Source organism: Paraburkholderia sp. SG-MS1, from assembly GCF_012275575.1.
In the GTDB taxonomy this organism is placed as follows: Bacteria; Pseudomonadota; Gammaproteobacteria; order Burkholderiales; family Burkholderiaceae; genus Paraburkholderia.
Map to the genome: position 1 here is coordinate 1 of NZ_NPIH01000212.1, position 26,572 is coordinate 26,572.

Below are 26,572 nucleotides of genomic sequence, written 5' to 3' on the forward strand. Positions count from 1 at the left end.
CCCGCCACCGACGGCTTCGGTGCCACCGGGCGCGTCGGCTTACGTGCCGACGTGCTACCGGTGCGGACAGGGGCGCGTTCGGACGAAGCCGGCCGCGGGTGCTTGGCTGTTAATTTGACTCGCATGAAATCTCACACTGCAATCGCGCGCAGCAGTTCGGTCTCGACCTGAATTTGCAGGCGGTTGTCCGACAGACCGTGGCCATCCAGCAGGAACACGTCTTCGACGCGTTCGCCGAGCGTATTGATCCGCGCCGACGCGACGCCGACCCGGTGCTCGGCCAGCACGCGCGCGATCGAATAAAGAAGGCCTGGCCGGTCGTTCGCCGACACGGACAGGATGTAGTATTGGCCGCGCTCGTCGGCCCGAAGATCGACGCGCGGCGTAACAGGGAAGGTCCGCGACAGCCGCGACAAACGGCCTTTGGACGGGCCCGGCAAAAGGGTTCCGTGGCCGGTGAGGCGGGCGGTCAGTTCCTGTTCGACGAGATTGGCAATATCGCGATAATGCACGTCTTCTTCGGTATGCGCGACGAGGAAATTATCGAGCGCATAGCCGTGACGGGTCGTGCTGACCCGGGCATCCAGCACCGACAGGCCATTGCGGTCGAAATACGCGCAAATGCCGGCGAACAGATCGGGCTGATCCTTCACGTACACGAGCACCTGCAACGCTTCGCCGATCGGCGACGGGCGAGCCCGCACGATCGGCGTCGGCGCTTCGACATGGCGGTACAGCACGCGCGTTTGCCACGCGATGTCCGCTGCGTCGTGGCGCAGGAAATAGCCGATGTCGAGCTTGTCCCACAGCGCCTTTTGCGCGCCTTCCGGCACGGTTTCGAGGCGCAGCAGCGCAAGCGCCTCCTCCTGGCGGGACTTCAGCTCCGAATGCGCATCCGGCCGCGCGCCGCCGAGGACAGCCAGCGTGGCGCGATACAGATCTTCGAGCAGCTTGCCTTTCCACGTGTTCCAGACTTTCGGGCTGGTGCCGCGAATGTCAGCCACGGTCAGCAGATAAAGCGCGGTCAGACGGCGCTCGGTGCCGACGAGTTCGGCAAAGCGCTTGATGACTTCCGGATCGCTCGTATCCTGCTTCTGTGCGACCTGGCTCATGGTCAGATGCTGTTGCACCAGCCAGACGACCAGGTCGCCGTCCTCGCCCTCGATGCCGTGATGGCGGCAAAAGCGCCGCGCGTCGACCATGCCAAGCGTCGAATGATCGCCGCCGCGGCCCTTGGCGATGTCGTGAAACAGCGCCGCCACGTACAGCACCCACGGCCTTTCGAGGTTGGCGATCAACTGGCTGCAGAACGGATACTCGTGCGCGTGCTCGGCCACCGCAAAGCGGCGTAGATTGCGCAGCACCATCAGGATGTGCTGGTCGACGGTGTAGACGTGATACAGGTCGTGCTGCATCTGCCCCACGATGCGCCGGAAATTCAGCAGGTAGCGCCCGAGCACGCTCGTCTGGTTCATCAGGCGCAACGCGTGCGTGATGCCGGCCGGCTGCTTCAGGATGTCCATGAAGAGGCGCCGGTTTTCCGGATCACGCCGCCAGTGCTGGTCCATCACGTCGCGGGCGTTGTAGATCGCGCGCAGCGTGCGGGCCGACAGACCTTTGACGCCCGGCGTCTGCTCGTACAGCAGGAAGGCTTCGAGGATCGCGTTAGGCTCGCGCTCGAAGACATCGTCGCTGGCGATTTCCAGCATCCCCTGCTTTTCGACGAAGCGCGCCGACAGCACCCGCGTAATGCCGCTCGTGCTGGGAAAGAGCTGCGCCTCGATGTTCTGGATCAGGATCGTGGCGAGCTGTGTGACGGCCTTGGCGGCCCAGTAGTAGCGGCGCATCAGCTGTTCGCTGGCGCGCTTCGTGACGGTCGGCTTGTAGCCGAAGCTCTCGGCCACGGGCGTCTGCAGGTCGAACACCATGATGTCCTGACGGCGCCCGGCGATCACGTGCAACCGTGCGCGCAGCGACTTCAGGAAACTTTCGTTGTGGCGCAGTTCACGCGCTTCGCGCTCGGTAATCAGCTCGCGCGCCTCGAGTTCGCGCCAGCTGCTCCCAAAACCGGCCGCCTGGGTGATCCAGAGAATCAGCTGGAGATCGCGCAGGCCGCCCGGGCTTTCCTTGATGTTGGGTTCGAGCGCATAGGGCGTGTCCTGGAACTTGGCGTGGCGCTGGCGCATTTCCAGCACTTTCGCCTGAAAGAACGCCTTCGGGTCGAGCGCCGCACGGTAGTGTTTCGCGAAGTCGTCGAACAGGGCGGCGCTGCCCGTGATACGCCGCGCTTCGAGCAGCGAGGTGCGCACGGTGACGTCGTTGGCGGCTTCTTCGAGACATTGCGACACGCTGCGCACGCTGCTGCCGAGTTCCAGCCCCAAATCCCACGCAAGGCTGATAAAGCGCTCGATGCGCGCTTCCAGATGCTCGATCGGCGCATCGGGCAGCAGCACGAGGATGTCGATATCGGAGTGCGGCGCCAGTTCGCCGCGCCCGTACCCGCCGACCGCCAGCAGCGCCAGTTCGCCCGGCAGTTCGCAGGTGTCCCAGGCGGCGCGCAGCGAGTCGTCCGTGGTGCGCGCGAGGGCGGCCATCAACGCATCGACGTTGGTGGCCGTTTTGAAGCGTTCCAGCAATTGGGCTTTGGCCACTTTGTAGTCTGCCTTCAGCGACGTGGCATGGGATTGGGCGACGACTGGAACACTACTCATTGGCAGGTGGACGGTAAGGTCGGAGGGCGGTCAGGCGGTGGCCGCGACGATCGGCGGACGCGCCGGGGTGCCCGCGGACACGGTCAGGACGTCGTAACCGGTTTCCGTGACGAGCACCGTGTGTTCCCACTGCGCCGACAGGCTGCGGTCCTTGGTCTTGACGGTCCACTGGTCCGGCATGGTGCGGATGTCGCGGCGGCCGGCATTGATCATCGGCTCGATCGTGAAGATCATGCCGGCCTGCAGTTCGAGCCCGGTGCCGGGGCGGCCGTAGTGCAGGATCTGCGGGTCTTCGTGGAATACCGTGCCGATGCCGTGGCCGCAATATTCGCGCACCACGCTGTAGCCTTGGCCTTCCGCGTGTTTCTGGATTGCATGGCCGATGTCGCCGAGATGCGCGCCGGGGCGCACCTGGTCGATGCCGAGCCACATGCATTCGAAGGTGGTCTGCACGAGCCGTTTGGCCAGAATCGAGCCTTCGCCGACGATGAACATGCGGCTGGTGTCGCCGAAATAACCTTCCTTGATCACGGTGATGTCGATGTTCAGCGCATCGCCGTTCTTCAGTGTCTTGTCGCCGGGGATGCCGTGGCAGATCACGTCGTTGACGGAAATGCAGGTGGCCTTCGGGTAGGGCGGGTAACCGGGCGGCTGATAATTCAGCGGCGCGGGAACCGCGCCCTGTTCTTTCAGCATGTATTCGTGACACAGACGGTCGAGTTCGCCAGTCGTGACGCCGGCCTTGACGAACGGGGTAATGTAGTCGAGCACTTCGCTTGCGAGTTTGCAGGCGACGCGCATCTGCGCGATATCGTGTTCGTTTTTGAGCGTAATAGCCATGAGTCGGGCCCGAAATGCGATTTATTGCGAGATTATCGCATCATATTCTCGCTGCCGTAGGCTTTTGCGGCGGGGCTGGCGCGTTTTGGTGGATGTTTTTGCGGGCTGCCCGAGGGGCGGCCCAAAGGTCTGCGGGGGGAGATCGGGGACTGGCTGCGGACGCTGCGGGCGTCACGCTTCACCTAATGTTATGCCTCGCTTTACGTTGCGCGTCGCGGCGAGGACGCACTCGCGCTGCGTACCGGTCGCGGCAAAGGGGAGCGACCAGGCAGGTTGAGTCGGTTCATAGGCGCGTGCTATACTGTTTGGCTAAGTCGATCGATGTCCGGTTTTTTGCTCCGTATGAGTGTCTCATAAGGAGCGTTGCGGGCAGAAAGGCTTCTCATAACGCCGTTGCCTGCGTTATGAGGTAGAGGCGGTACAGGCAGCAAACTCGCAAGCCGGTGCACCCAGGGTGTCCGTCGCGTTCCAGCCAAAGAAGAAGGCGGGCGCGGCCGATACAGCAACCGGCTTAAGACCCAACCCTCGCGGAGATTTTCATGGCAGTTACCATGCGTCAAATGCTGGAAGCCGGTGTCCACTTCGGTCACCAAACGCGCTTCTGGAACCCGAAGATGGCCCCCTTCATCTTCGGTCATCGCAACAAGATTCACATCATCAACCTCGAAAAGACGCTGCCGATGTACAACGACGCGCTGAAGTACGCGCGTCAACTGGCAGCGAACCGCGGCACGATCCTGTTCGTCGGCACGAAACGTCAATCGCGCGACACGATCGCTGAAGAAGCGCAACGCGCTGGTATGCCGTTTGTCAACGCACGCTGGCTCGGCGGTATGCTGACCAACTTCAAGACGCTGAAGGTGTCGATCAAGCGCCTGAAGGACATGGAAGCGGCGCTGGAAGCAGGCGAAACCGAACGCATGAGCAAGAAGGAAGCGCTGCTGTTCGAACGCGAAATGGCCAAGCTGGTCAAGTCGATCGGCGGCGTGAAGGACATGGGCGGCATTCCGGACGCAATTTTCGTGGTCGACGTCGGCTACCACAAGATTGCCGTCACCGAAGCGAACAAGCTCGGCATTCCGGTCATCGCAGTGGTCGATACGAACCACTCGCCGGAAGGCATCGACTACGTGATCCCGGGTAACGACGACGCCTCGAAGGCTGTCGCTCTGTACACGGCTGGCGTGGCTGATGCGATCCTCGAAGGCCGTGCGAACGCGGTCAACGAAGTGGTGCAGGCTGCCCGTGGCGACAACGGCGACGAGTTCGTCGAGGTCAACTCGGAAGCGTAAAGCTGCCCCGTGTCCGGCAAAAAAGGGGGCTTTCTACAGGCCCCCTTTTTTTAAGCCGCGACAATGTAATGGGACGTTGCAGGCGGTGCCCAACGCGTTGTCCGTAAAAAATTACGTGGAACGCTGAAACGAATTCTTGCCGCCGGTATCGAAGTGCGGGCGGCGTGTGACAGACGGAACTCAAGGAGCAAATGATGGCGGCAATTACCGCAAGCATGGTTGCAGAACTGCGCGCAAAGACCGACGCGCCGATGATGGAATGCAAGAAGGCGCTCACGGAAGCCGACGGCGACATGGCGCGCGCTGAAGAGCTGCTGCGCGTGAAGCTGGGCAACAAGGCCAGCAAGGCAGCGTCTCGCGTGACGGCTGAAGGCGTGGTCGCATCGTTTATCGGCGGCAACGCGGGTTCGCTGGTCGAGCTGAACTGCGAAACCGACTTCGTTTCGAAGAACGACGACTTCCTCGCTTTCTCGAAGCAGATCGCCGAGCTGGTCGCTACGCAAAACCCGGCTGACGTCGCTGCGCTGTCGGCGCTGCCGCTGGACGGCTCGACGGTCGACGCGGTGCGCCTCGCACTGGTCGGCAAGATCGGCGAAAACCTGTCGATTCGTCGTTTCGTGCGCTTCGACACGGCTAACAAGCTGGCAGCGTACCTGCACGGCACGCGTATCGGCGTGCTGGTCGAGTACACCGGTGCGGACGAGCAGGTCGGCAAGGACGTGGCAATGCACATCGCCGCAATGAAGCCGGTTTCTCTGTCCTCGGACGACGTGCCGGCGGACCTGATCGCCAAGGAACGCAGCATCGCAGAACAGAAGGCCGCCGAATCGGGCAAGCCGGCTGAGATCGTCGCGAAGATGGTCGACGGCAGCGTGCAGAAGTACTTGAAGGAAGTGTCGCTGCTGAACCAGACGTTCGTTAAGAACGACAAGCAGACGATCGAACAGATGCTGAAGGCGGGCAACGCGAGCGTGCAGAAGTTCGCGCTGTTCGTGGTCGGCGAAGGCATCGAGAAGAAGCAGGACGACTTCGCAGCAGAAGTGGCCGCGCAAGTCGCTGCTGCAAAGCAACAATAAGTCTCACCGAAGATTCACGGTAGTACCGTTGGACCCGCGGCGGAGCAAGACTCTGCCGCGGTCGGCAGCGCCGCAAGGCTGCACGCGGGTTGGCCCTCGCAGCGCAGCCGCGGGCGGACCCGCGGGTCCGTCAATTTGGCGGTGCTTGCCCGAATCAGCATTTCACCCCTACATTAGTCCCTTGTTGTTGCCCTGTTCTGCGCGATCTGGATACCCCTATGCCCACTGCCTACAAACGCGTCCTGCTCAAACTCTCCGGTGAAGCTCTGATGGGCGACGATGCCTTTGGCATCAATCGCGCGACCATCGAACGAATGGTGGCGGACGTGGCCGAAGTGGTCCGTCTCGGAACGCAGCTGGCCGTGGTGATCGGCGGCGGCAATATTTTCCGCGGCGTCGCGGGCGGCGCGGCCGGCATGGATCGCGCCACGGCCGACTATATGGGCATGCTGGCCACGATGATGAACGCGCTGGCGCTGCAGGACGCGATGCGCCACGCCGGTATCGAAGCGCGCGTGCAATCGGCGCTGCGCATGGACCAGGTGGTCGAGCCTTACATCCGGCCCCGCGCGATTCGCCAGCTCGAAGAAGGCAAAGTCGTGATTTTCGCCGCCGGCACCGGCAACCCTTTCTTCACGACCGACACGGCCGCCGCACTGCGCGGCTCGGAAATCGGCGCGGAAGTCGTGTTGAAGGCAACCAAGGTGGACGGCGTGTATTCGGCCGATCCCAAGAAAGATCCGAGCGCGACCCGCTACACGACGATCAGCTTCGACGAAGCAATCGGCCGCAATCTGCAGGTGATGGACGCCACGGCTTTCGCGCTGTGCCGCGACCAGAAGCTGCCGATCCGCGTTTTTTCGATCGTCAAGGCGGGCGCGCTCAAGCGCATCGTACAAGGCGAGGACGAAGGCACGCTCGTCCACGTGTAAACTCTCGTTCACATAACGTGGGCTTTGACGCGGGCCCAGGCCGCCGCCTATTGCGCGCGCAGGCCGGCTCGCACCGTTTTGAAGGTTCGGAGGTTTAAAAATGTCTGTGGCTGATATCAGGAAGGGCGCTGAACAAAAAATGCAGCGCTCCATCGACGCGTTCAAGAACGACCTGTCGAAGATCCGCACGGGCCGTGCGCACACCGGTCTGCTCGATCACATCCAGTGCGATTACTACGGTTCGCCCGTGCCGATTTCGCAGGTCGCGAATCTGACGCTGATCGACGCACGCACGATCGGCGTGCAGCCGTGGGAAAAGAAGATGGTTCAGGTCGTCGAAAAGGCGATCCGCGAGTCGGACCTCGGGCTGAACCCGGCCACGCAAGGCGACGTCATCCGCGTGCCGATGCCCGCGCTGACCGAGGAACGTCGTCGCGAACTGACCAAGGTGGTCAAGAGCGAAGCGGAAACGGCCAAGGTCGCGGTTCGCAACCTGCGTCGCGACGCCAACGAGCAGCTGAAGAAGCTCGTGAAAGACAAGGAAATTTCGGAAGACGACGAGCGTCGCGCAGGCGACGACGTTCAGAAGCTGACAGACAAGTTCGTCGCTGAAATCGACAAGCTCGTCGTGACGAAAGAAGCCGAGATCATGACGGTCTGAGATCGGCCGACTCTTGGGAAAGCGCCGGGTGTCCGACGTTTTCCCGGTCCCTCGGAGGCTCGGCTCGAAAGCCGGGCGGGGAGCCACTCAGCACCTTCACGATTTTCACTTCTTCATTTGCAGTCACTGTCCAACGGCCATGACCTATACCAGCTCAACCGTGCGCGTGCCTGATGTCGCCGCGGTGCCGCGACATATCGCGATCATCATGGATGGCAACGGCCGTTGGGCCACCCAGCGGCGCTTGCCGCGCGTGGCGGGCCATACGCGCGGCGTCGACGCGGTGCGTGCAGCCGTCGAGGCGTGCGCCCGGCAAGGCGTCGAATACCTGACGCTGTTCGCCTTCAGTTCCGAAAACTGGCGCCGTCCGAACGAGGAAGTGTCGTTCCTGATGCGCCTGTTCGTCACCGCGCTGGAGCGCGAGATCGGCAAGCTGCACGCGAACGGCATCCGTTTGCGTGTGGTCGGCGATCTGGACCGTTTCGATACGCGCATCCGCGACCTGATCAGGCGCGCGGAAACCAAAACCGCACGCAACACCCGTCTCACGCTGACCATCGCCGCGAATTACGGCGGTCGCTGGGACATCATGCAGGCCACCCGCAAGCTTGCCGAGCAGTCGGCGGCAGCGGGCAAGGCAGTCGAGGTCAACGAGGATTCGTTCGCCGAGCACCTGTCCATGGCTTATGCGCCGGAGCCGGACCTCTTTATCCGCACCGGCGGTGAGCGCCGCGTCAGCAACTTCCTGCTGTGGCAGCTCGCCTACACCGAGTTCTACTTCACCGACACCTTCTGGCCGGATTTCGATGCCGACGCGCTCGGCCACGCGATCGCTTCGTACGCGGAGCGCGAACGCCGTTTCGGCCGCACCAGTGCTCAACTCGAGCCGCAATCGCAAAACGTCGATTCGCTTCCATGCTAAAAACCCGTGTCATCACGGCGATCATCCTGCTGGCTGTGTTCCTGCCGGTCACGCTGTTTGCGCCGGTTGGCGCGTTCGGTGCGCTGATCGCCTTCGTCGTCGTGTTCGCCGCATGGGAGTGGGCACGCCTGCTCAAGCTGGGCGGCGCCGGTCCGGTCATCTACGCGCTGGTGGCGGCGGTCGCGCTGGTCGCCAGCACGCGGCTCGGCACAGGCGTTATGGAGGGCCGCTCGCTCTTCAAGGCCGCGGCGATCTTCTGGGTGATCGTCGGGCCGTTCGTGTTGCTGCGCAAGCCTACGCTCGCGCAGGGGGCATGGCGCATCTTTCTGTTTCTTGCCGGCATTGTGGTATTCGTCGCGTGCTGGCATGCTCTCGTCGCCGCCCGCATGCAGGGCGTGCCCTTCGTGCTGTCGCTGCTGCTATTGGTATGGCTGGCCGATATCGGCGCATACTTCTCCGGAAAAGCGTTCGGAAAACACAAGCTGGCGCCTGCCATCAGTCCGGGTAAGACTTGGGAGGGCGCGATCGGCGGCTGGCTGGTGGTGATGATCGTCGCTGCTGCGGCGGTCTTTTTGCACGCGTTCGAGCCGACCCTGTATTCTGCGTTGCTGGCGCAATGGGGCGCCGCGCGCACACTGCTCGCACTGACCTTGCTGGTGGCCTTCAGCGTGGTGGGCGACCTGTTCGAATCGATGATGAAACGCCAGGCCGGGGTGAAAGATTCAAGCGGCCTGTTGCCGGGCCACGGCGGCGTGCTCGACCGCATCGACGCATTATTGCCGGTGCTGCCGCTTGCCATGCTGCTGCTCGGCTAGAGAAAGAGATATGCAAAAACGTCTGACATTGCTCGGTTCCACGGGCTCGATTGGAGACAGCACGCTCGACGTCGTCGCGCGTCATCCCGAGCGTTTTTCGGTTTATGCGCTCTCCGCGCATCGCAACGGCGACAAGCTCGTCGAGCAATGCCTGCGCTTTAAGCCTGATGTCGCGGTGGTCGGCGACGCCGACACCGCCGCGCGCGTCGCGGTGAAACTGCGCGATGCGGGTAGCAAGACCGAGGTCACCTACGGGCCGCAAGCGCTCGTCGACGTGTCGAAGAGCGACGGTTGCGATACGGTGGTGGCGGCGATCGTCGGCGCAGCCGGTCTCGCACCGGGCCTCGCGGCCGCACGCGCCGGCAAACGCATCCTGCTCGCCAACAAGGAAGCGCTGGTGATGTCCGGCGCGATCTTCATGGACGCGGTGCGCGACAACGGCGCGGTGCTGCTGCCGGTCGACAGCGAACACAACGCGATTTTCCAATGCCTGCCGCGCGAAGCCGCGCTGCATGGCGGCGTCTCCAAGATCATTTTGACCGCATCGGGCGGCCCGTTTCGCACCCGCGAACCGGCCACGCTCGTCGACGTCACGCCGGACGAAGCCTGCAAGCATCCGAACTGGGTCATGGGCCGCAAGATTTCGGTCGACTCCGCGACGATGATGAACAAGGGCCTCGAAGTGATCGAGGCGCACTGGCTGTTCGGTTTGCCGGGTGAGCGTATCGACGTGCTGATTCACCCGCAAAGCGTGATCCACTCGCTGGTTTCGTACGCCGACGGTTCGGTGCTCGCGCAGCTTGGCAACCCAGACATGCGTACGCCGATTGCTCACGCGCTGGCATTCCCGGATCGGGTGGATTCGGGCGTCGCGCAACTCGATCTCGCGGAAATTGCCTCGCTGTCGTTCGAGAAGCCGGATTACACGCGCTTCCCGTGTCTCGCGCTGGCGATGAAGGCGCTGGCCGAAGGCGGCATCGCCAGCGCGGCGCTGAACGCCGCGAACGAAATTGCGGTCGAGGCGTTCCTGTCGCGCCGGATCGGTTTCATGACGATCGCGCAGGTGGTCGACTCGGTACTCAACGCTTTGCCGAGCCGCAGCGCGCACGCGCTCGAAGACGTAATCGAAGCGGATGCCGCCGCGCGTCGCGCCGCTGCTGAATTCATCGCGCGTCTGCCCGACGGCGCCCGTCGTACGGAACGCGCCGTCCAGTGAGGCGCTTATGAATCTGCTGATTGAACTGCTCGCCTTCGCGGTCGCGATCGGCGTACTCGTGGTCGTCCACGAGTATGGTCATTACAGCGTCGCGCGACTATGCGGCGTAAAGGTGCTGCGCTTCTCGATCGGCTTCGGCAAGCCGCTGTTTCAGTGGGTGAGCCCGAAGACGGGCACCGAATGGACCATTGCCGCGCTGCCTCTCGGCGGCTACGTGAAGATGCTCGACGAGCGCGAAACCGGCACCGCGCCGATTCCCGCCGACGAGTTGCCGCATGCGTTCAACCGGCAGTCGGTGTGGCGGCGCTTTGCGATCGTCGCGGCCGGCCCGGTCGCGAACTTCCTGTTGGCCATCGTCCTGTTCGCGCTCGTATTCGCCAGTGGCGTCACCGAGCCCGCGGCGGTGGTCGCGGCGCCCGCGCCAAATACGCCGGCGGCGGTGGCCGGCTTCGAGGGTGGCGAGACCATCGTCGCGGTGCGGGTCGGCACGGCCGACGATTCGGAGCCGGTCCGCTCGTGGTCGGACCTGCGCTGGAAATTGCTCGGTGCGGCATTCGATCAGAAGCACATCGTGCTGAGCGCGAAAGACGCGCACGGCGTTTCCGATTTCCCGCTCGACTTGCGTGGTATCAGCGAGAAAGACGTCGACGATGACTTCATGTCGCGCCTCGGTTTCGAGCCGGGCGGGGGCAAGCTGATGGTGGCCGGCGTGCAGTCGGGCAGCGCGGCGCAGCGAGCGGGCCTCGTCGCGGGAGACCGTTTGCGCGCCATCAACGGCACGCCGACCGACAATGCCACGACTTTCATCGCTTATGTAAAAGCGCACGCCGGCCAGCCGGTCACGTTGCAGGTGGAGCGCGGCGGCCGTGGCGCTCAGGCGGCGGGCAAGCTCGAAGACATCAGCATCGTTCCGCAATCGCAGCGTGATCCAGCGACCGGTCAGCAGATCGGCCGCATCGGCGCGGAACTGGCGACCCAGGTGCCGTCGATCGACGTGCGTTACGGGCCGATCGAGAGTCTGCAACTGGGCGCGCGCCGCACGTGGGATCTCGCGGTCTATTCGGTACGTATGTTCGGCAGGATGATCGTCGGCGAAGCATCGTTGAAAAATCTTTCCGGCCCGGTGACGATCGCGGACTACGCAGGAAAGAGCGCACGTCTGGGTCCTTCTGCATTCCTGTCGTTCCTGGCCCTTGTCAGTATTAGTCTTGGCGTACTGAACCTGCTACCAATTCCGGTATTGGACGGGGGTCATCTGTTATATTATTTGGTTGAAGCTGTGACCGGTAAAGTTGTCTCCGATCGCTGGCAACTCGTTTTTCAGAGGGCGGGTCTCGCCTGCATCGTCGCATTGTCGGCGATCGCGCTGTTCAACGATCTGGCTCGTTTAATCCATTTTTAAAGTGTCGGCGGCGTTCACGATGGCGACCGCCTGACCTGATGCAGCTATATACACTGGGGAAGCACGTTGTTTAAACCTCATCGCTTTGTTCCAAAAACGGTTATAGCCGCGGCTTTTGCCGCGCATGGGCTGGTTGCTCACGCAACGTCGCCCTTCGTGGTGCAAGACATCCGCATTGAGGGATTGCAACGCGTCGAACCCGGTACCGTGTTCGCGTATCTGCCCATCAAGCAAGGCGACACGTTTAGCGACGACAAGGCGTCCGAAGCGATTCGCGCGCTGTACGCCACGGGCTTCTTCAACGACGTCAAGATCGCGACCGAAGGCAATGTCGTCATCGTGCAGGTGCTGGAACGTCCGGCCATCGGCACGATCGACTTCGCCGGCATTCATGAATTCGACAAGGAAAACCTGACCAAGGCGCTGCGCGCGGTCGGCTTGTCGCAAGGCCGTTATTACGACAAGGCGCTGGTCGATCGCGCCGAGCAGGAGCTCAAGCGCCAGTATCTGACGCGCGGTTATTACGCCGCTGAAGTGACCACCACGGTGACGCCGATTGACCGCAATCGCGTGTCGGTGCTCTTCTCGGTCGCCGAAGGTCCGAGCGCGAAGATCCGCCAGATCAACTTCATCGGCAACAAGGCGTTCAGCACGGGTACGCTGCGCGACGAAATGCAGCTGTCCACGCCGAACTGGTTCTCGTGGTACACGAAGAACGACCTTTACGCGAAAGACAAGCTCACCGGCGACCTCGAAAACGTCCGCTCGTATTACCTGAATCGCGGCTATCTCGAGTTCAACATCGAGTCGACCCAGGTGTCGATCACGCCGGACAAGAAGGACATGTATCTGACGGTCACGCTTCACGAAGGCGAGCCGTACACGATTTCCAACATCAAGCTGGCCGGCAATCTGCTCGATCGCGAAGCGGAGCTGACCAGGCTGATCAAGATCAAACCGGGCGACCGTTTCTCGGCTGAAAAGCTGCAGGCCACCACGAAGGCGATCGTCGACAAGCTCGGCGAATACGGTTACGCGTTCGCGACCGTCAATGCGCAGCCGCAGATCGATCAGACCAACCACAAGGTCGACCTGACGCTGCAGGTGGACCCGAGCCGCCGCGTCTACGTGCGCCGCATCAACGTGGTCGGCAACACGCGCACCCGCGACGAAGTGGTGCGCCGTGAAATGCGCCAGCTCGAAAGCTCGTGGTTCGATTCGAACCGCCTCGCGCTGTCGAAGGACCGGATCAACCGTCTGGGCTACTTCACCGACGTCGACGTGACCACGGTGCCGGTCGAAGGCACGCCGGACCAGGTCGATGTGGACGTCAAGGTGGCCGAAAAGCCGACCGGCGCGATTACGCTGGGCGCGGGTTTCTCGTCGACCGACAAGGTGGTGTTGTCGGCCGGTGTGTCGCAGGACAACGTGTTCGGTTCGGGCACGAGTCTCGCGGTGAACGTCAATACCGCCAAGACGTACCGCACGTTGACGGTCACGCAGGTCGATCCGTATTTCACGGTCGACGGCATCAAGCGTATTACCGACGTCTACTACCGCACGTACCAGCCGCTGTACTACTCGACGGATTCGAGCTTCAAGATCGTCACGATCGGTGGCGACCTGAAGTTCGGCATTCCGTTCTCCGAAGTCGACACGGTGTATTTCGGCGCGGGTCTCGAGCAGAACCAGTTGGACATCGACTCGAACACGCCGCAAAGCTACATCGACTACGTGCATGAGTTCGGCCGCGTGTCGAACAACGTGCCGATCACGGTGGGCTGGTCGCGCGACGCGCGTGACAGCGCACTGGTGCCGAGCCGCGGTTACTTCACGCAGGCGAACGCTGAATACGGCACGCCGATCGGCGGCACGCAGTATTACAAGGCCGACATCAACGCGCAGTACTATTATTCGTTCGCGCGCGGGTTCGTGCTGGGCTTCAACTTCCAGGGCGGCTACGGTAACGGCCTGGGCGGCAAGCCTTATCCGATTTTCAAGAACTACTACGCGGGCGGTATCGGTTCCGTGCGGGGCTACGAGCCGAGCTCGCTGGGACCGCGCGACGCGAAGACGGGCGACCCGATCGGCGGCTCGAAGCTGCTGGTGGGTAACGTCGAATTGACGTTCCCGCTGCCGGGTACGGGTTACGACCGCACGCTGCGTGTGTTCACCTTCCTCGACGCCGGTAACGTCTGGGGCACGGAAGGCAACAGCGTCGGCGCGAACGGCCTGCGTTACGGCTACGGTGTCGGTCTCGCGTGGATTTCGCCGATCGGCCCGCTCAAGCTCAGCTTGGGCTTCCCGCTGACGAAGCACACCGGCGACCAGTATCAGAAATTCCAGTTCCAGATCGGGACGGCGTTCTGATCACGGCCGCAGGCTGCCAGCCAAACTACAGTATCGAGAGGATGACTTTGCTAACCGGTATGTTTTCGAAACGTGTAGCGTGCGCAATGGCGCTGGCAATGACCTTGGGCGTCGGAGTAGCGCACGCGCAGGAGGCGAAGATCGCCGCGGTGAATTCCGACCGCATCCTGCGCGAATCGGCGGCGGCGAAAGCTGCCCAGGTCAAGCTCGAAGCCGAATTCGCAAAGCGTGACAAGGATCTCGCCGACATGGCGCAGAAGCTGAAGTCGATGTCGGATTCGCTCGACAAGAACGGCGCGTCGATGTCGGCCGCCGATCGTGCGCAGAAGCAGCGCGATCTGTCGCAACTGGACACAGACTTCCAGCGCAAGCAACGCGAATTCCGCGAAGATCTGAATCAGCGCCGCAACGAGGAACTGGCGGCGGTGCTCGACCGCGCCAACAAGGTCATCAAGCAGATCGCCGAGGCGCAGCACTACGATCTGATCGTGCAGGAAGCGGTGTACGTGAGCCCGCGCATCGACATCACCGATCAGGTGCTCAAGGCGCTGGCGGCGTCGGGCAACTGAGGGAGGCCGGAGGGCATGGCAGGCCCACACCGGCACGCCGCCGCGCGCGGACGCAATAACAGGTTGGATTGAACAGCAGGAGACAGGACAGGCATGGCTTTTACGCTCGAGGACATCGTCCAGCGGTTCGGCGGTACGGTAGTCGGAAACGGTTCGCAGCGCGTCGGCAGTCTGGCGCCGCTCGACCAGGCAGACCCGAACCAACTGGCGTTCCTCGCCAATCCGAAGTACCTGTCGCAGGTAGAAACCACCCGCGCGGGCGCGGTGTTGATCAACGCCGACGACCTCGCGAAGCTGGCTTCGCGTGAGGGCCGTAACTTCATCGTCACGCCGAACCCGTACGCTTATTTTGCGCGCGTCGCGCAGACCTTCATCGACCTCGCCGCGCCGAAGGCTGCACCTGGCGTGCATCCGAGCGCCACCATCGATCCGTCGGCGCAAGTGGCAGCGAGCGCGGTGGTCGGGCCGCACGTCACGGTGGAAGCGGGCGCCGTCATCGGCGAGAACGTCCGGCTGGACGCCAATGTCGTGATCGGCCGGGGCACGCGCATTGGCGCGGACTCTCATCTGTATCCTAATGTCGCCGTGTATCACGGCTGCAAGCTCGGCGAGCGCGTGATCGTGCACGCGGGCGCGGTGATCGGCTCGGACGGTTTCGGCTTTGCGCCGGATTTCGTCGGCGAGGGCGACGCGCGTACCGGCAGCTGGGTCAAGATTCCGCAGGTCGGCGGCGTGTCGATCGCGGCGGACGTCGAAATCGGCGCGAACACCACGATCGACCGTGGCGCAATGGCCGATACGATCATCGAAGAGTGCGTGAAGATCGACAACCTCGTGCAGATCGGCCACAACTGCAAGGTCGGCGCGTACACGGTGATCGCCGGTTGCGCGGGCATCGCGGGCAGCACGACGATCGGCCGTCATTGCATGATCGGCGGGGCAGTCGGCATTGCCGGGCACGTCACGCTGGCCGATTATGTGATCGTCACGGCGAAGTCAGGGGTGTCGAAGTCGCTCCTGAAGCCCGGTATGTACACTAGCGCGTTCCCGGCCGTGAACCATGCGGACTGGAACAAAAGCGCGGCCCTGCTGCGCAATATCGACAAACTACGCGATCGTATCCGGGCGCTCGAAAGCGCCGCAGCCGACGGCTCGGGCAACGCGGAGCCCCATGCGGCGGGCAACGCGGCAAGCAATTCCGCAGGCGAGAAGGCTTGAGATAGGCCTTCGGATATCAAGGCGGTTCGTCGGCATCGCGTAAGCTTGCCGGCACCGCGTAAAATAGCGGGCAAGCATCAAGAAGCAAAGTCGGTTGCCGTGACCGGGTGGCGCGGCCGCCGGATCACGGCGGGCGCCTGCAGCACGCGTTTTCAACCCACCTGCACCAGCATCCGCAGTCATCATCGCGCAGTCAATGCGTGAGCAGAAACACCATGAGCACCGAAAAAATCAATCTCGACATTCATAAGATTCTCACGCTGCTGCCCCATCGTTACCCGATCCTGCTGGTCGATCGGGTGCTCGAACTCGAGCCGCACAAGTGCATCAAAGCGTTGAAGAACGTGTCGATCAACGAGCCGTATTTCCAGGGGCACTTCCCGACCCGCCCGGTGATGCCCGGCGTGCTGATTCTCGAAGCGCTCGCGCAAACCGCGGCTTTGCTGACGTTTTCGGAAGAGCCGAGCGATCCGTCAAACACGCTCTATCTGTTCGTGGGTATCGACAATGCGCGTTTCAAGCGCGTGGTGGAGCCGGGCGATCAGCTGATCCTGAACTGCACGTTCGAGCGTCATATGCGCGGCATCTGGAAGTTCAAGGCGCGTGCCGAAGTGGATGGCGTCGTGGCGGCGGAAGCCGACCTGATGTGCGCGGTGCGGCACACGGACAAAGACGCTTAAGCGAGCGTCAAGGCAATCAGGGAGCGGGCGGCGGTCGTTTTGACAGCGGCGCAGCCGGTCCCGCCAGAAGCCCATCCAGACAACGCAACAGAATCAGAAGCGAGGACGCATGAGCAGGATTCATCCCACTGCGATCGTCGAACCGGGCGCACAACTCGACGAATCGGTCGAAGTCGGTCCGTACGCGGTAATCGGCGCACACGTGACGATCGGTGCACGGAGCACGGTCGGTTCGCATAGCGTGATTGAAGGCTACACCACGATCGGCGAAGACAACCGGATCGGCCACTACGCATCGGTCGGCGGCCGTCCGCAGGACATGAAGTACAAGGACGAGCCGACCCGGCTCGTGATCGGCAACCGCAACACGATCCGCGAATTCACGACGATCCACACCGGCACGACGCAGGACGCTGGCGTCACCACGCTAGGCGACGACAACTGGATCATGGCCTACGTGCACATCGGGCACGACTGCCACGTCGGCAGCAACGTCATTCTGTCGAGCAACGCGCAGATGGCGGGCCACGTGACGATCGGCGACCACGCGATTATCGGCGGCATGTCGGGCGTGCATCAGTTCGTGCGCATCGGCGCGCATTCGATGCTGGGCGGCGCCTCGGCGCTCGTGCAGGACATCCCGCCGTTCGTGATCGCAGCCGGCAACAAGGCCGAGCCGCACGGCATCAACGTCGAAGGCCTGCGCCGCCGCGGCTTCTCGCCGGATGCGATTTCGGCGCTGCGCACGGCGTATCGCGTGCTGTACAAGAACGGTCTGTCGCTGGAAGAGGCGAAGGTGCAATTGCGCGAACTCGCGTCCGCCGGCGGTGATGGCGATGCACCGGTGCAGACGCTGCTCGCGTTCGTCGAAGCGTCGCAACGCGGCATCATCCGCTAACCGATGGCATTACAACCCAGTCCGCTACGCGTCGCGATGGTGGCCGGCGAGCCGTCCGGCGATCTGCTGGCGGCGTCGCTGCTGGACGGCCTCGCGAGCCGTCTGCCCGTCGGCACCCAATACTATGGGATCGGCGGTCCGCGCATGATCGCCACGGGTTTCGACGCCCACTGGCCGATGGAGAAGCTCACGGTGCGCGGCTATGTCGAAGCGTTGCGGCACATCCCCGAGATTCTCGGCATTCGCAACGAGCTCAAGCGCCAGCTGCTGGCCGAGCCGCCGTCGGTGTTCGTCGGCGTGGATGCGCCCGATTTCAATTTCGGGCTCGAGCACGCGCTGCGCGACGCGGGCATTCCGACTATTCACTTCGTCTGTCCGTCCATCTGGGCGTGGCGCGGCGGGCGCATCAAGAAGATCGCCAAAGCGGTCGATCACATGCTGTGCGTGTTCCCGTTCGAAACGGCGCTGCTGGAAAAGGCGGGCGTCGCGGCCTCGTACGTGGGTCATCCGCTCGCCGACGAGATTCCGCTCGAACCCGACACACTCGGCGCTCGCCGTGCGCTCGGTCTCGCGGAAAGCGGGCCCATCATCGCGGTGCTGCCGGGTAGCCGGCGCTCGGAAATCGATCTGATCGGCCCGACGTTTTTCGCCGCAATGGAGATGATGCAGCACCAGGAGCCCGCTCTGCGTTTCGTGATGCCGGCGGCCACGCCGGCCTTGCGCGACATGCTGCGGCCGCTGGTCGACGCGCATCCGGGGCTCGCGCTGACGATTACCGACGGCCAGTCGCAACTCGCGATGACCGCCGCCGACGCGATCCTCGTGAAGAGCGGCACCGTGACGCTCGAAGCCGCGCTGCTGAAAAAGCCGATGGTCATTTCGTACAAGGTGCCCTGGTTGACCGGTCAGATCATGCGGCGGCAGGGCTATCTGCCGTACGTCGGCCTGCCGAACATTCTGGCTGGACGCTTCGTGGTGCCGGAAATCCTGCAGCATTTCGCGACGCCGCAGGCGCTCGCCGAAGCCACGCTGAAACAGTTGCGCGACGAAGCCAACCGGCGCACGCTGACGGAAATCTTCACGGAGATGCATCACGTGCTGAAGCAGAACACTGCGCAGCGTGCGGCGGAAGTCGTGGCGAGCGTCATCGAAAAGCGCACGGGGCGGCTGTGACCATCACACGCGCACCCCGCCGCAAGGCTGTGGCCGTCGCTGGAACGGCCGCGCAGGCTGGCCTGAACTTCGAGACGGCGCAAGACATCGTCTGCGGCGTCGACGAAGCGGGGCGCGGTCCGCTGGCCGGGCCCGTCGTCGCGGCTGCGGTGATTTTCGATCCGGCCAGGCCGATGATTCGCGGGCTCGACGATTCGAAGGTGCTCAGCGCCAAAAAGCGTGACGAGCTGTACGACAAGATTGTCGACCGCGCGCTCGCGTACTGCATCGCGTCCGCGACGGTCGAAGAAATCGACTCGCTGAACATCCTGCACGCCACGATGCTGGCGATGAAGCGCGCCGTGGAGGGCCTGTCGGTCGTGCCCACGCTCGTCAAGGTCGATGGCAATCGCTGTCCTACGCTAAGCATTCGCAGCGAAGCGGTGATCGGCGGCGATGCGCTCGTGAAGAGCATTTCAGCGGCGTCGATTCTCGCGAAGGTCACGCGCGACCGGATGCTGCTCGAACTGCATCAGCGCCATCCCGTGTACGGTTTCAATGCGCATGCCGGCTATGGCACGCCGCAGCACCTCGCGGCGCTGCGCGAGCATGGGCCGTGCGAGCACCATCGGCGCTCGTTCGCGCCGGTGCGCGAAGCGCATCTGCGATTCGGCACGGCCGTGCCGTTGCCGGCGGCGGACGTCGTCATCGTGCCGGCCACGCTGGGCGACGCGATGCTCGACGACGACGCCTTCGGCGAACGCATCGGCATCTGAACATCCTCCAGGCGACGCGCGCTCTCAAGCGCGCCGCTCGCTCTTCTCCCATTCTCACCGTCTTCGCTGCCTGTGAAAGCCATCACCTCGCGGGACAATCCGCTCTACAAACGCCTGAAAGCATTGGCCGGCTCGACGCATCAACAGCGCCGCAGCGGCCACGCGCTGCTCGAAGGATTCCATCTCGCGAGCGCGTATCTCGACGTCGCCGGGCAGCCAGAAATGTGCGTCGTCACCGATGGCGCGCTGCGTCACGACGAAGCGCAGGCGATCGTGTCGCGCATCGAGGATCATCGCATTGTGACGTTGCCGGACGCGCTGTTCGGACAGTTGTCGAATGTTGTGCACGGTGTCGGGATTCTGCTGCTGGTCGAGAAGTTCGCTACGCCGCTGCCCGAGACGGTCCGACAAACCTGCCTCGTGCTCGACGGCGTGCAGGACGCGGGCAACGTCGGTTCGATTCTGCGCAGCGCGGCTGCGGCCGGAATTCAGCACGTGTTCTGCGCGCCGGGGACAGCTTACGCGTGGTCGTCGAAGGTGCTGCGCTCGGGCATGGGCGCGCACTTCCTGCTGCAGATTCATGAGGATGTCGACGCGCAGGCGTTGATCGAGCGCCTGGCGGTGCCGATCGTCATCACCGATTCGCACGGCGCCGAGGCGATTTACGATTGCGATCTGAGCGGGCCGCTCGCGTGGGTGTTCGGCAACGAAGGCGCGGGCGTGTCGCAGCTCTGGCGCGATGCGGTTTCGCTGCGGGTGACGATTCCGCAGCCGGGCGGGATGGAGTCGCTGAACGTGGCGGCTGCGGCAGCTGTCTGTGTGTTCGAGCAATGTCGTCAGCAGCGGGGGCGGGTTTGACCGCAAAGATTCGCGGCGCACTGTGCCGCGAGGTGTTTCGCAGCGCTGCTTGCACATGCCACGACGCAACGCTACGTCGTGTAGCCCTCGCTTAAGCGGCTGCGCGCCACACGCAACACCGCCCCGCGTCATGTCATTTGCAATCTCAGGCCGCCCTCAATAGGCCGGCCGGTCCAGCTTGATCTCCTGCAGGATCGTCGTCGCGATCTCTTCGATCGACTTGTGCGTCGACGACAGCCACTTGATCCCCTCACGCCGCATCATCGTTTCAGCTTCATTGATTTCGTAGCGGCAATTCTCGGGCGCCGCATACTTGCTGCCCGGTCGACGCTCGTTGCGGATTTCCGATAGACGCTGCGGATCGATCGACAAACCAAACATCTTCTGCCGATGTGCTAGCAGCGGCGTCGGCAGTTTGCCGCGCTCGAAGTCTTCCGGAATCAATGGATAGTTGGCTGCCTTCACGCCGTACTGCATCGCCAGATAAAGGCTCGTCGGCGTTTTGCCGCTGCGTGACACGCCGACCAGGATTACGTCGGCGTCGGCGAGATTGCGGTTCGACTGGCCGTCGTCGTGGGCGAGCGAGAAGTTGATCGCCTCGATCCGGTTCTTGTACTCCTCGGTGTCCGCGTTCTGGTGGCCGCGGCCCATCGCGTGACTCGACTTCAGCTCCAGTTCCTGTTCGAGCGGCTCGACGAAGGTCTGAAACATGTCCAGCACGAGCGCATTCGAGCCTTTGACGATCTGATTCGACGCGCTGTCCACCAGCGTGGTGAAGACGATCGGACGGCGACCGTCCTGCACGATCGCCTCGTTGATCTTTTCGAGCGTCGCATAGGCTTTCTCCGTCGAGTCGACGAAGGGCACGCGGACCAGACGGAATTTCTGGTCGAACTGGGACAGGATTGAATGCGCGAAGGTTTCGGCAGTAATCCCGGTACCGTCGGAGACGATGAATACGGTGGGCGGCATCAGTGGAACTAGGAACGTGAGCGGCAAACGCGCTCGAATCAAACATCGCTGCGGTGAGCACGCCGCCCGGCGACCAACCGCCGAGACAGCGGCGTCGAGGCAGCGCGCCGTGGGCACCACAACCGCGCCTGGATGGCAGAGGAGCCTCGTCAAAGCCCGTCGGGCGTCCGGGGCGCGTTTCGAGGCGCAATTCTCGTCCGACTGCCACATTTCAGGAGTCGGCACGGTAGAATAGCGGCAACCTGTTGGATAAGCAATTGCAGGCGATTGGCATCTAACTCGCTGCGAACGGCCGCTCAACGCGGCGCTTTCGGTCGGTAACTGATGCTCTATGGGCTGGATTGGCCGGTAAATTCGGCGATTCGCTCCTTTCGTCGCGCTTCGGGCATTGAGGCTGCGGGTGGCCTTTACCGCGATTGTTTCTCCAACAGGTTGTGCAAGACACGGGCTCACGCTCCCAATGGGCGTTCCGTGTTCAAGCCCACTTGCACAGCCGTGAATTTCTTTCACACTTAGGGGCTTGTATGACTAACGCAGTTACCGTCGCAAAGGATAAGGCGTATGTAGTTCCGTTCGAGCAGTTGCGGATGACCGACGTGGAAATCGTCGGTGGCAAGAACGCGTCGTTGGGCGAGATGATCAGTCAGCTCGCTGAAGCCGGCGTGCGAGTGCCGACCGGTTTCGCCACCACGGCGCTGGCTTTCCGCGACTTCCTGCATCACAACAATCTGACCGAACGCATCGCCAAACGTCTCGAAACGCTCGACGTCGACGACGTGAAGGCGCTCGCGGAAGCGGGCAAGGAAATCCGTCAATGGATCGTCGACGCGCCGATGCAGCCGCAACTCGAGGCCGACATCCGTGCCGGCTTCGACACGCTGCAGAACAGCTCGCCTGAAGAGCTGTCGTTTGCCGTGCGTTCGTCGGCGACGGCTGAAGACTTGCCGGACGCGTCCTTCGCGGGTCAGCAGGAAAGCTACCTCAACGTGGTCGGCATCGACGACGTGCTTGATCGCATGAAGCACGTGTTCGCGTCGCTGTATAACGACCGCGCTATCTCCTATCGCGTCCACAAAGGCTTCACGCATGCTGAAGTCGCGTTGTCGGCGGGCGTGCAGCGCATGGTGCGCTCGGATGTCGGCGCGGCAGGCGTGATGTTCACGCTGGACACCGAATCGGGCTTCAAGGACGCCGTGTTCATCACGTCGAGCTACGGTCTCGGCGAAACCGTCGTACAAGGCGCGGTGAATCCGGACGAGTTTTACGTCTTCAAGACCACGCTCGCGCAGGGCAAGTATCCGATCATCCGCCGCTCGATCGGCTCGAAGCTGATCAAGATGGAATTCACGAAGCCCGGCGAGCAGGGCCGTGTGAAGACCGTCGACGTTCCGCACGAGCAGCGCAACCGCTTCTCGATCACCGACGAAGACGTGATCGAACTGGCGAAATACGCGGTCATCATCGAGAAGCACTACGAGCGTCCGATGGACATCGAGTGGGGCAAGGACGGCCGCGACGGCAAGATCTTCATTCTGCAGGCGCGTCCGGAAACGGTGAAGAGCCAGGCATCGGGCAAGGCCGAGCAGCGCTTCAAGCTGAAGGGTCAGTCGAACGTGCTGGCCACCGGCCGCGCGATCGGCCAGAAAATCGGCGCGGGGCCGGTGCGCGTGATTCATGATCCGTCGGAAATGGACCGTGTGCAGCCGGGCGACGTGCTGGTCGCCGACATGACCGACCCGAACTGGGAGCCGGTGATGAAGCGCGCGTCGGCGATCGTCACGAATCGCGGCGGCCGCACCTGCCACGCGGCGATCATCGCGCGTGAGCTGGGCGTGCCGGCGGTGGTCGGCTGCGGCGACGCAACCGACGTACTGAAGGAAGGCGCGCTGGTCACCGTGTCGTGCGCGGAAGGCGACGAAGGCAAGATCTACGACGGTCTGCTCGAAACCGAAATCACCGAAGTGCAGCGCGGCGAACTGCCGCCGATTCCGGTGAAAATCATGATGAACGTCGGCAACCCGCAACTCGCGTTCGACTTCTCGCAACTGCCGAACGCAGGCGTGGGTCTCGCGCGGCTCGAGTTCATCATCAACAACAACATCGGCGTTCACCCGAAGGCGATTCTCGAGTACCCGAACATCGATCAGGACCTGAAGAAGGCGGTCGAGAGCGTCGCTCGCGGTCATGCATCGCCGCGCGCGTTCTACGTCGACAAGCTGACCGAAGGGATCGCGACGATCGCCGCGGCGTTTTATCCGAAGCCCGTGATCGTGCGTCTGTCGGACTTCAAGTCGAACGAGTACAAGAAGCTGATCGGCGGCTCGCGTTACGAGCCGGACGAAGAAAACCCGATGCTGGGTTTCCGTGGCGCGTCGCGCTACATCGCCGAAGATTTCGCCGAAGCATTCCAGATGGAATGCATCGCGCTGAAGCGGGTGCGTGAAGAGATGGGCCTCGACAACGTCGAGATCATGGTGCCGTTCGTGCGTACGTTGAAGCAGGCGGAGCGCGTGGTCGGGCTGCTGGAGAAGTTCGGCCTGAAGCGCGGCGAGAAGGGCCTGCGCCTGATCATGATGTGCGAAGTGCCGTCGAACGCGATCCTCGCCGAGGAATTCCTGCAATTCTTCGACGGCTTCTCGATCGGTTCGAACGACCTGACGCAGCTCACACTCGGCCTCGACCGCGACTCCGGCATGGAACTGCTGGCGGTCGACTTCGACGAACGCGATCCGGCGGTCAAGTTCATGCTCAAGCGTGCAATCGAAACCTGCCTGCGTCTGAACAAGTACGTCGGTATCTGCGGCCAGGGCCCGTCGGATCATCCGGACTTCGCGCAATGGTTGACGGACGAAGGCATCGCGTCGATCTCGCTGAACCCGGACACGATCATCGAGACGTGGCAGCAACTGGCGAAGTCGGCGAGCAAATAAAGCGTGCGGCATGCCGCTTGAGGGTGAAGAACCCAGGCGGCAGCGTGCATAACGTGAGAGGCGGTCCGTCAAGCGTGAGTTGAAGCGCACCGCATCGCCCGTTAATACGCAGGCGCTTCGTGCTATAAACACCCCGGTAGATCCGGGGTGTTTTGTTTTGCGGAGGTCGACGTGGTGCCAGGTGGATTGTTCTGGTGGATCGGGGCGGGCGTGCTGGTCGTGCTGGAGTTGACGAGCGGCACCTTCTATCTGTTGATGATCGCGTTGGGCTTCGTCGCGGCGGCGCTTGCGCACATTGCCGGCGCCGCTGCCGATGTGCAGTTCGCAGTGGCCGCCGTGGTTGCGCTGGCGGCGGTCGTGCTGCTCAGGCGCTCGCGCTTTGGCCGTCGCAAGCGCGCGCACGCGTCGCGCAATCCGGACGTCAATCTCGACATCGGTCAGACGCTGAGCGTGCCGGCGTGGCACGAGCGCCGGGCGCGCGCGACTTATCGCGGCGCGGCGTGGGATGTCGAACTGGCTGCTGGCGAGCCTGAAGATGCGCAGGTCTACGAAATCACGGAATTGCGCGGTAGTTGTCTGATCGTCGTGGCGAGCCGGCAGCCGAAGACCAACGCAAGCACGGTCTGAGTGTCTGGCGGGCTTGCGGTCTGCGCTTGCATCCGCGTTTGCGTCAAACACGCACAACTATTCGAACCAGAAGGACCGGAGAACCAATATGGATTCAACCATCGTCGGGGCCGTGCTGCTGATTATCGTCATCGTGCTCGCGGCACAGACCATCAAGATCGTGCCCCAGCAGCACGCGTGGGTGCTGGAGCGTCTTGGCCGTTATCACAGTACGCTGACGCCGGGCTTGAGCTTCGCTTTTCCGTTCGTCGACCGGATCGCGTACAAACACATTCTCAAGGAAATTCCGCTCGAAGTGCCGAGCCAGGTCTGTATCACGCGCGACAACACGCAGTTGCAGGTGGACGGCGTGCTGTACTTCCAGGTCACCGATCCAATGAAGGCGTCGTACGGATCGAGCAACTTCGTCTTCGCGATCACGCAGCTGTCGCAGACCACGCTGCGCTCGGTGATCGGCAAGCTGGAGCTCGACAAGACTTTCGAGGAGCGCGATTTCATCAACCACAGCATCGTCTCGTCGCTCGATGAGGCGGCGTCGAACTGGGGCGTGAAGGTGCTGCGCTACGAGATCAAGGATCTGACGCCGCCCAAGGAAATCCTGCACGCGATGCAGGCGCAGATCACCGCGGAGCGCGAGAAGCGCGCGCTGATCGCGGCGTCCGAAGGGCGCAAGCAGGAACAGATCAATATCGCGTCGGGCGGCCGTGAAGCGGCGATCCAGAAGTCCGAGGGCGAGCGGCAAGCGGCGATCAACCAGGCGCAGGGCCAGGCGTCGGCGATTCTGGCGGTGGCCGAGGCCAACGCGCAGGCGATCCAGAAGATCGCGGCCGCGATCCAGTCGACCGGCGGCATGGAAGCGGTGAATCTGAAGGTGGCCGAACAGTACGTGAACGCGTTCGGCAATCTGGCGAAGCAGGGCACCACGCTGATCGTGCCGGGCAATCTCGCGGATATGAGTTCGATGATCGCGTCGGCCTTGACAATCGTGAGCAAAGGCAAGGACAAGGGCGTGACCGAGGCGCGGTGAGCCACGCGGTGCGCGGATTTGTCCGCCGCGAAAAACAGATGGCCCGCAGATCGTGCGGGCTATTTTTCATTGAGTGCCTAACGCTTGCCGCGTGGTGGGACGCGGAAACGTGTCTTCGATCAGCTCGGCGAGCGCATCAACCGCGCCTTCTCGCGTTCCCAATCGCGCTTCTTCTCGGTTTCGCGCTTGTCGTGCTGCTTCTTGCCCTTGGCGAGGCCGATCTCGCATTTGACGCGGCCGCCCTTGTAGTGGAAGTTCAGCGGCACGAGCGTGTAGCCGCGCTGCTCGACCTTGCCGATCAGTTTGCTGATCTCCTCGCTATGCAGCAGCAGCTTGCGCGTGCGGACCGGGTCGGGGTTGATATGGGTCGAGGCTTCGGGCAGCGGGCTGATGTGCGTGCCGATCAGGAACAGTTCGTTATTCTTGATAACGACGTAACCTTCCTTGATCTGGCCGCGCCCGGCGCGCAGCGCCTTGACCTCCCATCCTTCGAGCACGAGCCCTGCTTCATAGCGTTCTTCGACCGAGTAGTCGTAGAAGGCTTTTCTGTTGTCGATGATGCTCATGAATGGAAAGTGCCCAACTCGTTTAAAATCACGATTTTAGCAAAGCGGGGCAAGGAAAGCCC

Annotated in this window: 23 protein-coding genes; 19 read left to right on the forward strand and 4 right to left on the reverse strand. The window is 62.9% G+C overall.

Features of this window, described 5'->3' with window-relative positions:
• Positions 1 to 131: 131 nt before the first annotated feature.
• Together CIC12_RS17235 and map are read right to left on the reverse strand one after the other, a co-directional pair.
• A complete protein-coding gene (locus CIC12_RS17235) occupies positions 132 to 2,711 on the reverse strand; it encodes a [protein-PII] uridylyltransferase (protein ID WP_168665294.1) in 2,580 nt (859 codons plus the stop codon).
• Positions 2,712 to 2,741: 30 nt separating this feature from the next.
• Complete coding sequence (map, locus tag CIC12_RS17240; protein WP_168665295.1) at positions 2,742 to 3,551, reverse strand: type I methionyl aminopeptidase; 810 nt, start codon at positions 3,549 to 3,551, stop codon at positions 2,742 to 2,744.
• 539 nt (positions 3,552 to 4,090) lie between these two features.
• Between map and rpsB the strand changes: the two genes are divergently transcribed.
• The 16 genes from rpsB to CIC12_RS17320 all read left to right on the forward strand — a co-directional run bounded on the left by rpsB (position 4,091) and on the right by CIC12_RS17320 (position 20,388).
• Positions 4,091 to 4,843 (forward strand): 30S ribosomal protein S2, encoded by a 753-nt coding sequence (gene rpsB / locus CIC12_RS17245; RefSeq protein ID WP_168665296.1) that lies wholly within the window; start codon positions 4,091 to 4,093, stop codon positions 4,841 to 4,843.
• A gap of 194 nt (positions 4,844 to 5,037) precedes the next feature.
• A complete protein-coding gene (gene tsf, locus CIC12_RS17250) occupies positions 5,038 to 5,919 on the forward strand; it encodes a translation elongation factor Ts (RefSeq protein ID WP_121317542.1) in 882 nt (293 codons plus the stop codon).
• 218 nt (positions 5,920 to 6,137) lie between these two features.
• Positions 6,138 to 6,851 carry a UMP kinase gene (gene pyrH / locus CIC12_RS17255; RefSeq protein WP_168665297.1) on the forward strand — a complete coding sequence of 238 codons (714 nt, stop codon included), beginning with the start codon at positions 6,138 to 6,140 and terminating at the stop codon, positions 6,849 to 6,851.
• 100 nt (positions 6,852 to 6,951) lie between these two features.
• The gene (frr, locus tag CIC12_RS17260; protein WP_012433445.1) at positions 6,952 to 7,512 is read left to right on the forward strand and encodes a ribosome recycling factor; all 561 of its coding nucleotides are present in this window, start codon (positions 6,952 to 6,954) and stop codon (positions 7,510 to 7,512) included.
• Positions 7,513 to 7,651: 139 nt separating this feature from the next.
• Positions 7,652 to 8,434: a polyprenyl diphosphate synthase gene (gene uppS, locus CIC12_RS17265; RefSeq protein ID WP_168665298.1), complete on the forward strand. Its 783-nt coding sequence runs from the start codon at positions 7,652 to 7,654 to the stop codon at positions 8,432 to 8,434.
• Positions 8,428 to 9,249, forward strand: coding sequence for a phosphatidate cytidylyltransferase (locus tag CIC12_RS17270; RefSeq protein ID WP_168665299.1), 822 nt, complete (start codon positions 8,428 to 8,430; stop codon positions 9,247 to 9,249). Before uppS ends, CIC12_RS17270 begins: the two co-directional genes overlap by 7 nt.
• A 10-nt stretch (positions 9,250 to 9,259) precedes the next feature.
• Positions 9,260 to 10,465, forward strand: a complete 1,206-nt coding sequence (locus CIC12_RS17275; RefSeq protein WP_168665300.1) for a 1-deoxy-D-xylulose-5-phosphate reductoisomerase — start codon at positions 9,260 to 9,262, stop codon at positions 10,463 to 10,465.
• Between the two features lie 7 nt (positions 10,466 to 10,472).
• The gene (gene rseP, locus CIC12_RS17280; protein WP_168665301.1) at positions 10,473 to 11,867 is read left to right on the forward strand and encodes an RIP metalloprotease RseP; all 1,395 of its coding nucleotides are present in this window, start codon (positions 10,473 to 10,475) and stop codon (positions 11,865 to 11,867) included.
• A 66-nt stretch (positions 11,868 to 11,933) separates the two neighbouring features.
• Positions 11,934 to 14,237 (forward strand): outer membrane protein assembly factor BamA, encoded by a 2,304-nt coding sequence (bamA, locus tag CIC12_RS17285; protein ID WP_168665302.1) that lies wholly within the window; start codon positions 11,934 to 11,936, stop codon positions 14,235 to 14,237.
• Between the two features lie 47 nt (positions 14,238 to 14,284).
• On the forward strand, positions 14,285 to 14,806 hold the full coding sequence (locus CIC12_RS17290; RefSeq protein WP_174772087.1) for an OmpH family outer membrane protein: 522 nt from the start codon (positions 14,285 to 14,287) through the stop codon (positions 14,804 to 14,806).
• A 93-nt stretch (positions 14,807 to 14,899) separates the two neighbouring features.
• Positions 14,900 to 16,024, forward strand: a complete 1,125-nt coding sequence (gene lpxD, locus CIC12_RS17295) for a UDP-3-O-(3-hydroxymyristoyl)glucosamine N-acyltransferase (protein ID WP_168665303.1) — start codon at positions 14,900 to 14,902, stop codon at positions 16,022 to 16,024.
• A gap of 215 nt (positions 16,025 to 16,239) precedes the next feature.
• Positions 16,240 to 16,704 (forward strand): 3-hydroxyacyl-ACP dehydratase FabZ, encoded by a 465-nt coding sequence (gene fabZ / locus CIC12_RS17300; RefSeq protein WP_012433437.1) that lies wholly within the window; start codon positions 16,240 to 16,242, stop codon positions 16,702 to 16,704.
• 109 nt (positions 16,705 to 16,813) lie between these two features.
• Positions 16,814 to 17,602 carry an acyl-ACP--UDP-N-acetylglucosamine O-acyltransferase gene (gene lpxA, locus CIC12_RS17305; protein ID WP_168665304.1) on the forward strand — a complete coding sequence of 263 codons (789 nt, stop codon included), beginning with the start codon at positions 16,814 to 16,816 and terminating at the stop codon, positions 17,600 to 17,602.
• Positions 17,603 to 17,605: 3 nt separating this feature from the next.
• Positions 17,606 to 18,775, forward strand: coding sequence for a lipid-A-disaccharide synthase (gene lpxB, locus CIC12_RS17310; protein ID WP_168665305.1), 1,170 nt, complete (start codon positions 17,606 to 17,608; stop codon positions 18,773 to 18,775).
• The gene (gene rnhB, locus CIC12_RS17315) at positions 18,772 to 19,530 is read left to right on the forward strand and encodes a ribonuclease HII (RefSeq protein WP_168665306.1); all 759 of its coding nucleotides are present in this window, start codon (positions 18,772 to 18,774) and stop codon (positions 19,528 to 19,530) included. Before lpxB ends, rnhB begins: the two co-directional genes overlap by 4 nt.
• A 72-nt stretch (positions 19,531 to 19,602) precedes the next feature.
• Positions 19,603 to 20,388: a TrmH family RNA methyltransferase gene (locus tag CIC12_RS17320; RefSeq protein ID WP_168665307.1), complete on the forward strand. Its 786-nt coding sequence runs from the start codon at positions 19,603 to 19,605 to the stop codon at positions 20,386 to 20,388.
• 156 nt (positions 20,389 to 20,544) lie between these two features.
• Here CIC12_RS17320 and ppsR read toward each other — a convergent pair whose 3' ends face one another.
• Entirely contained in the window at positions 20,545 to 21,360 is an 816-nt protein-coding gene (ppsR, locus tag CIC12_RS17325; RefSeq protein ID WP_168665308.1) for a posphoenolpyruvate synthetase regulatory kinase/phosphorylase PpsR, read from the reverse strand.
• A 524-nt stretch (positions 21,361 to 21,884) separates the two neighbouring features.
• On the opposite strand from ppsR, the gene ppsA reads away from it, so the two are divergent.
• From ppsA to CIC12_RS17340, 3 genes are all read left to right on the forward strand, one after another.
• The gene (gene ppsA / locus CIC12_RS17330; RefSeq protein WP_168665309.1) at positions 21,885 to 24,290 is read left to right on the forward strand and encodes a phosphoenolpyruvate synthase; all 2,406 of its coding nucleotides are present in this window, start codon (positions 21,885 to 21,887) and stop codon (positions 24,288 to 24,290) included.
• A gap of 171 nt (positions 24,291 to 24,461) precedes the next feature.
• Positions 24,462 to 24,917 (forward strand): NfeD family protein, encoded by a 456-nt coding sequence (locus tag CIC12_RS17335; protein ID WP_168665310.1) that lies wholly within the window; start codon positions 24,462 to 24,464, stop codon positions 24,915 to 24,917.
• Between the two features lie 88 nt (positions 24,918 to 25,005).
• Complete coding sequence (locus CIC12_RS17340; RefSeq protein WP_168665311.1) at positions 25,006 to 25,944, forward strand: SPFH domain-containing protein; 939 nt, start codon at positions 25,006 to 25,008, stop codon at positions 25,942 to 25,944.
• 119 nt (positions 25,945 to 26,063) lie between these two features.
• Here CIC12_RS17340 and smpB read toward each other — a convergent pair whose 3' ends face one another.
• Positions 26,064 to 26,510: an SsrA-binding protein SmpB gene (smpB, locus tag CIC12_RS17345; RefSeq protein ID WP_042323149.1), complete on the reverse strand. Its 447-nt coding sequence runs from the start codon at positions 26,508 to 26,510 to the stop codon at positions 26,064 to 26,066.
• Positions 26,511 to 26,572 lie beyond the last annotated feature (62 nt).

Coding starts and splice junctions, on each gene's coding strand:
- CIC12_RS17235 (WP_168665294.1), bottom strand. CDS start 2,711: ATGAGTAGTGTTCCAGTCGTCGCCCAATCCCATGCCACGTCGCTGAAG.
- map (WP_168665295.1), bottom strand. CDS start 3,551: ATGGCTATTACGCTCAAAAACGAACACGATATCGCGCAGATGCGCGTC.
- rpsB (WP_168665296.1), top strand. CDS start 4,091: ATGGCAGTTACCATGCGTCAAATGCTGGAAGCCGGTGTCCACTTCGGT.
- tsf (WP_121317542.1), top strand. CDS start 5,038: ATGGCGGCAATTACCGCAAGCATGGTTGCAGAACTGCGCGCAAAGACC.
- pyrH (WP_168665297.1), top strand. CDS start 6,138: ATGCCCACTGCCTACAAACGCGTCCTGCTCAAACTCTCCGGTGAAGCT.
- frr (WP_012433445.1), top strand. CDS start 6,952: ATGTCTGTGGCTGATATCAGGAAGGGCGCTGAACAAAAAATGCAGCGC.
- uppS (WP_168665298.1), top strand. CDS start 7,652: ATGACCTATACCAGCTCAACCGTGCGCGTGCCTGATGTCGCCGCGGTG.
- CIC12_RS17270 (WP_168665299.1), top strand. CDS start 8,428: ATGCTAAAAACCCGTGTCATCACGGCGATCATCCTGCTGGCTGTGTTC.
- CIC12_RS17275 (WP_168665300.1), top strand. CDS start 9,260: ATGCAAAAACGTCTGACATTGCTCGGTTCCACGGGCTCGATTGGAGAC.
- rseP (WP_168665301.1), top strand. CDS start 10,473: ATGAATCTGCTGATTGAACTGCTCGCCTTCGCGGTCGCGATCGGCGTA.
- lpxD (WP_168665303.1), top strand. CDS start 14,900: ATGGCTTTTACGCTCGAGGACATCGTCCAGCGGTTCGGCGGTACGGTA.
- fabZ (WP_012433437.1), top strand. CDS start 16,240: ATGAGCACCGAAAAAATCAATCTCGACATTCATAAGATTCTCACGCTG.
- lpxA (WP_168665304.1), top strand. CDS start 16,814: ATGAGCAGGATTCATCCCACTGCGATCGTCGAACCGGGCGCACAACTC.
- lpxB (WP_168665305.1), top strand. CDS start 17,606: ATGGCATTACAACCCAGTCCGCTACGCGTCGCGATGGTGGCCGGCGAG.
- ppsR (WP_168665308.1), bottom strand. CDS start 21,360: ATGCCGCCCACCGTATTCATCGTCTCCGACGGTACCGGGATTACTGCC.
- ppsA (WP_168665309.1), top strand. CDS start 21,885: ATGACTAACGCAGTTACCGTCGCAAAGGATAAGGCGTATGTAGTTCCG.
- CIC12_RS17340 (WP_168665311.1), top strand. CDS start 25,006: ATGGATTCAACCATCGTCGGGGCCGTGCTGCTGATTATCGTCATCGTG.
- smpB (WP_042323149.1), bottom strand. CDS start 26,510: ATGAGCATCATCGACAACAGAAAAGCCTTCTACGACTACTCGGTCGAA.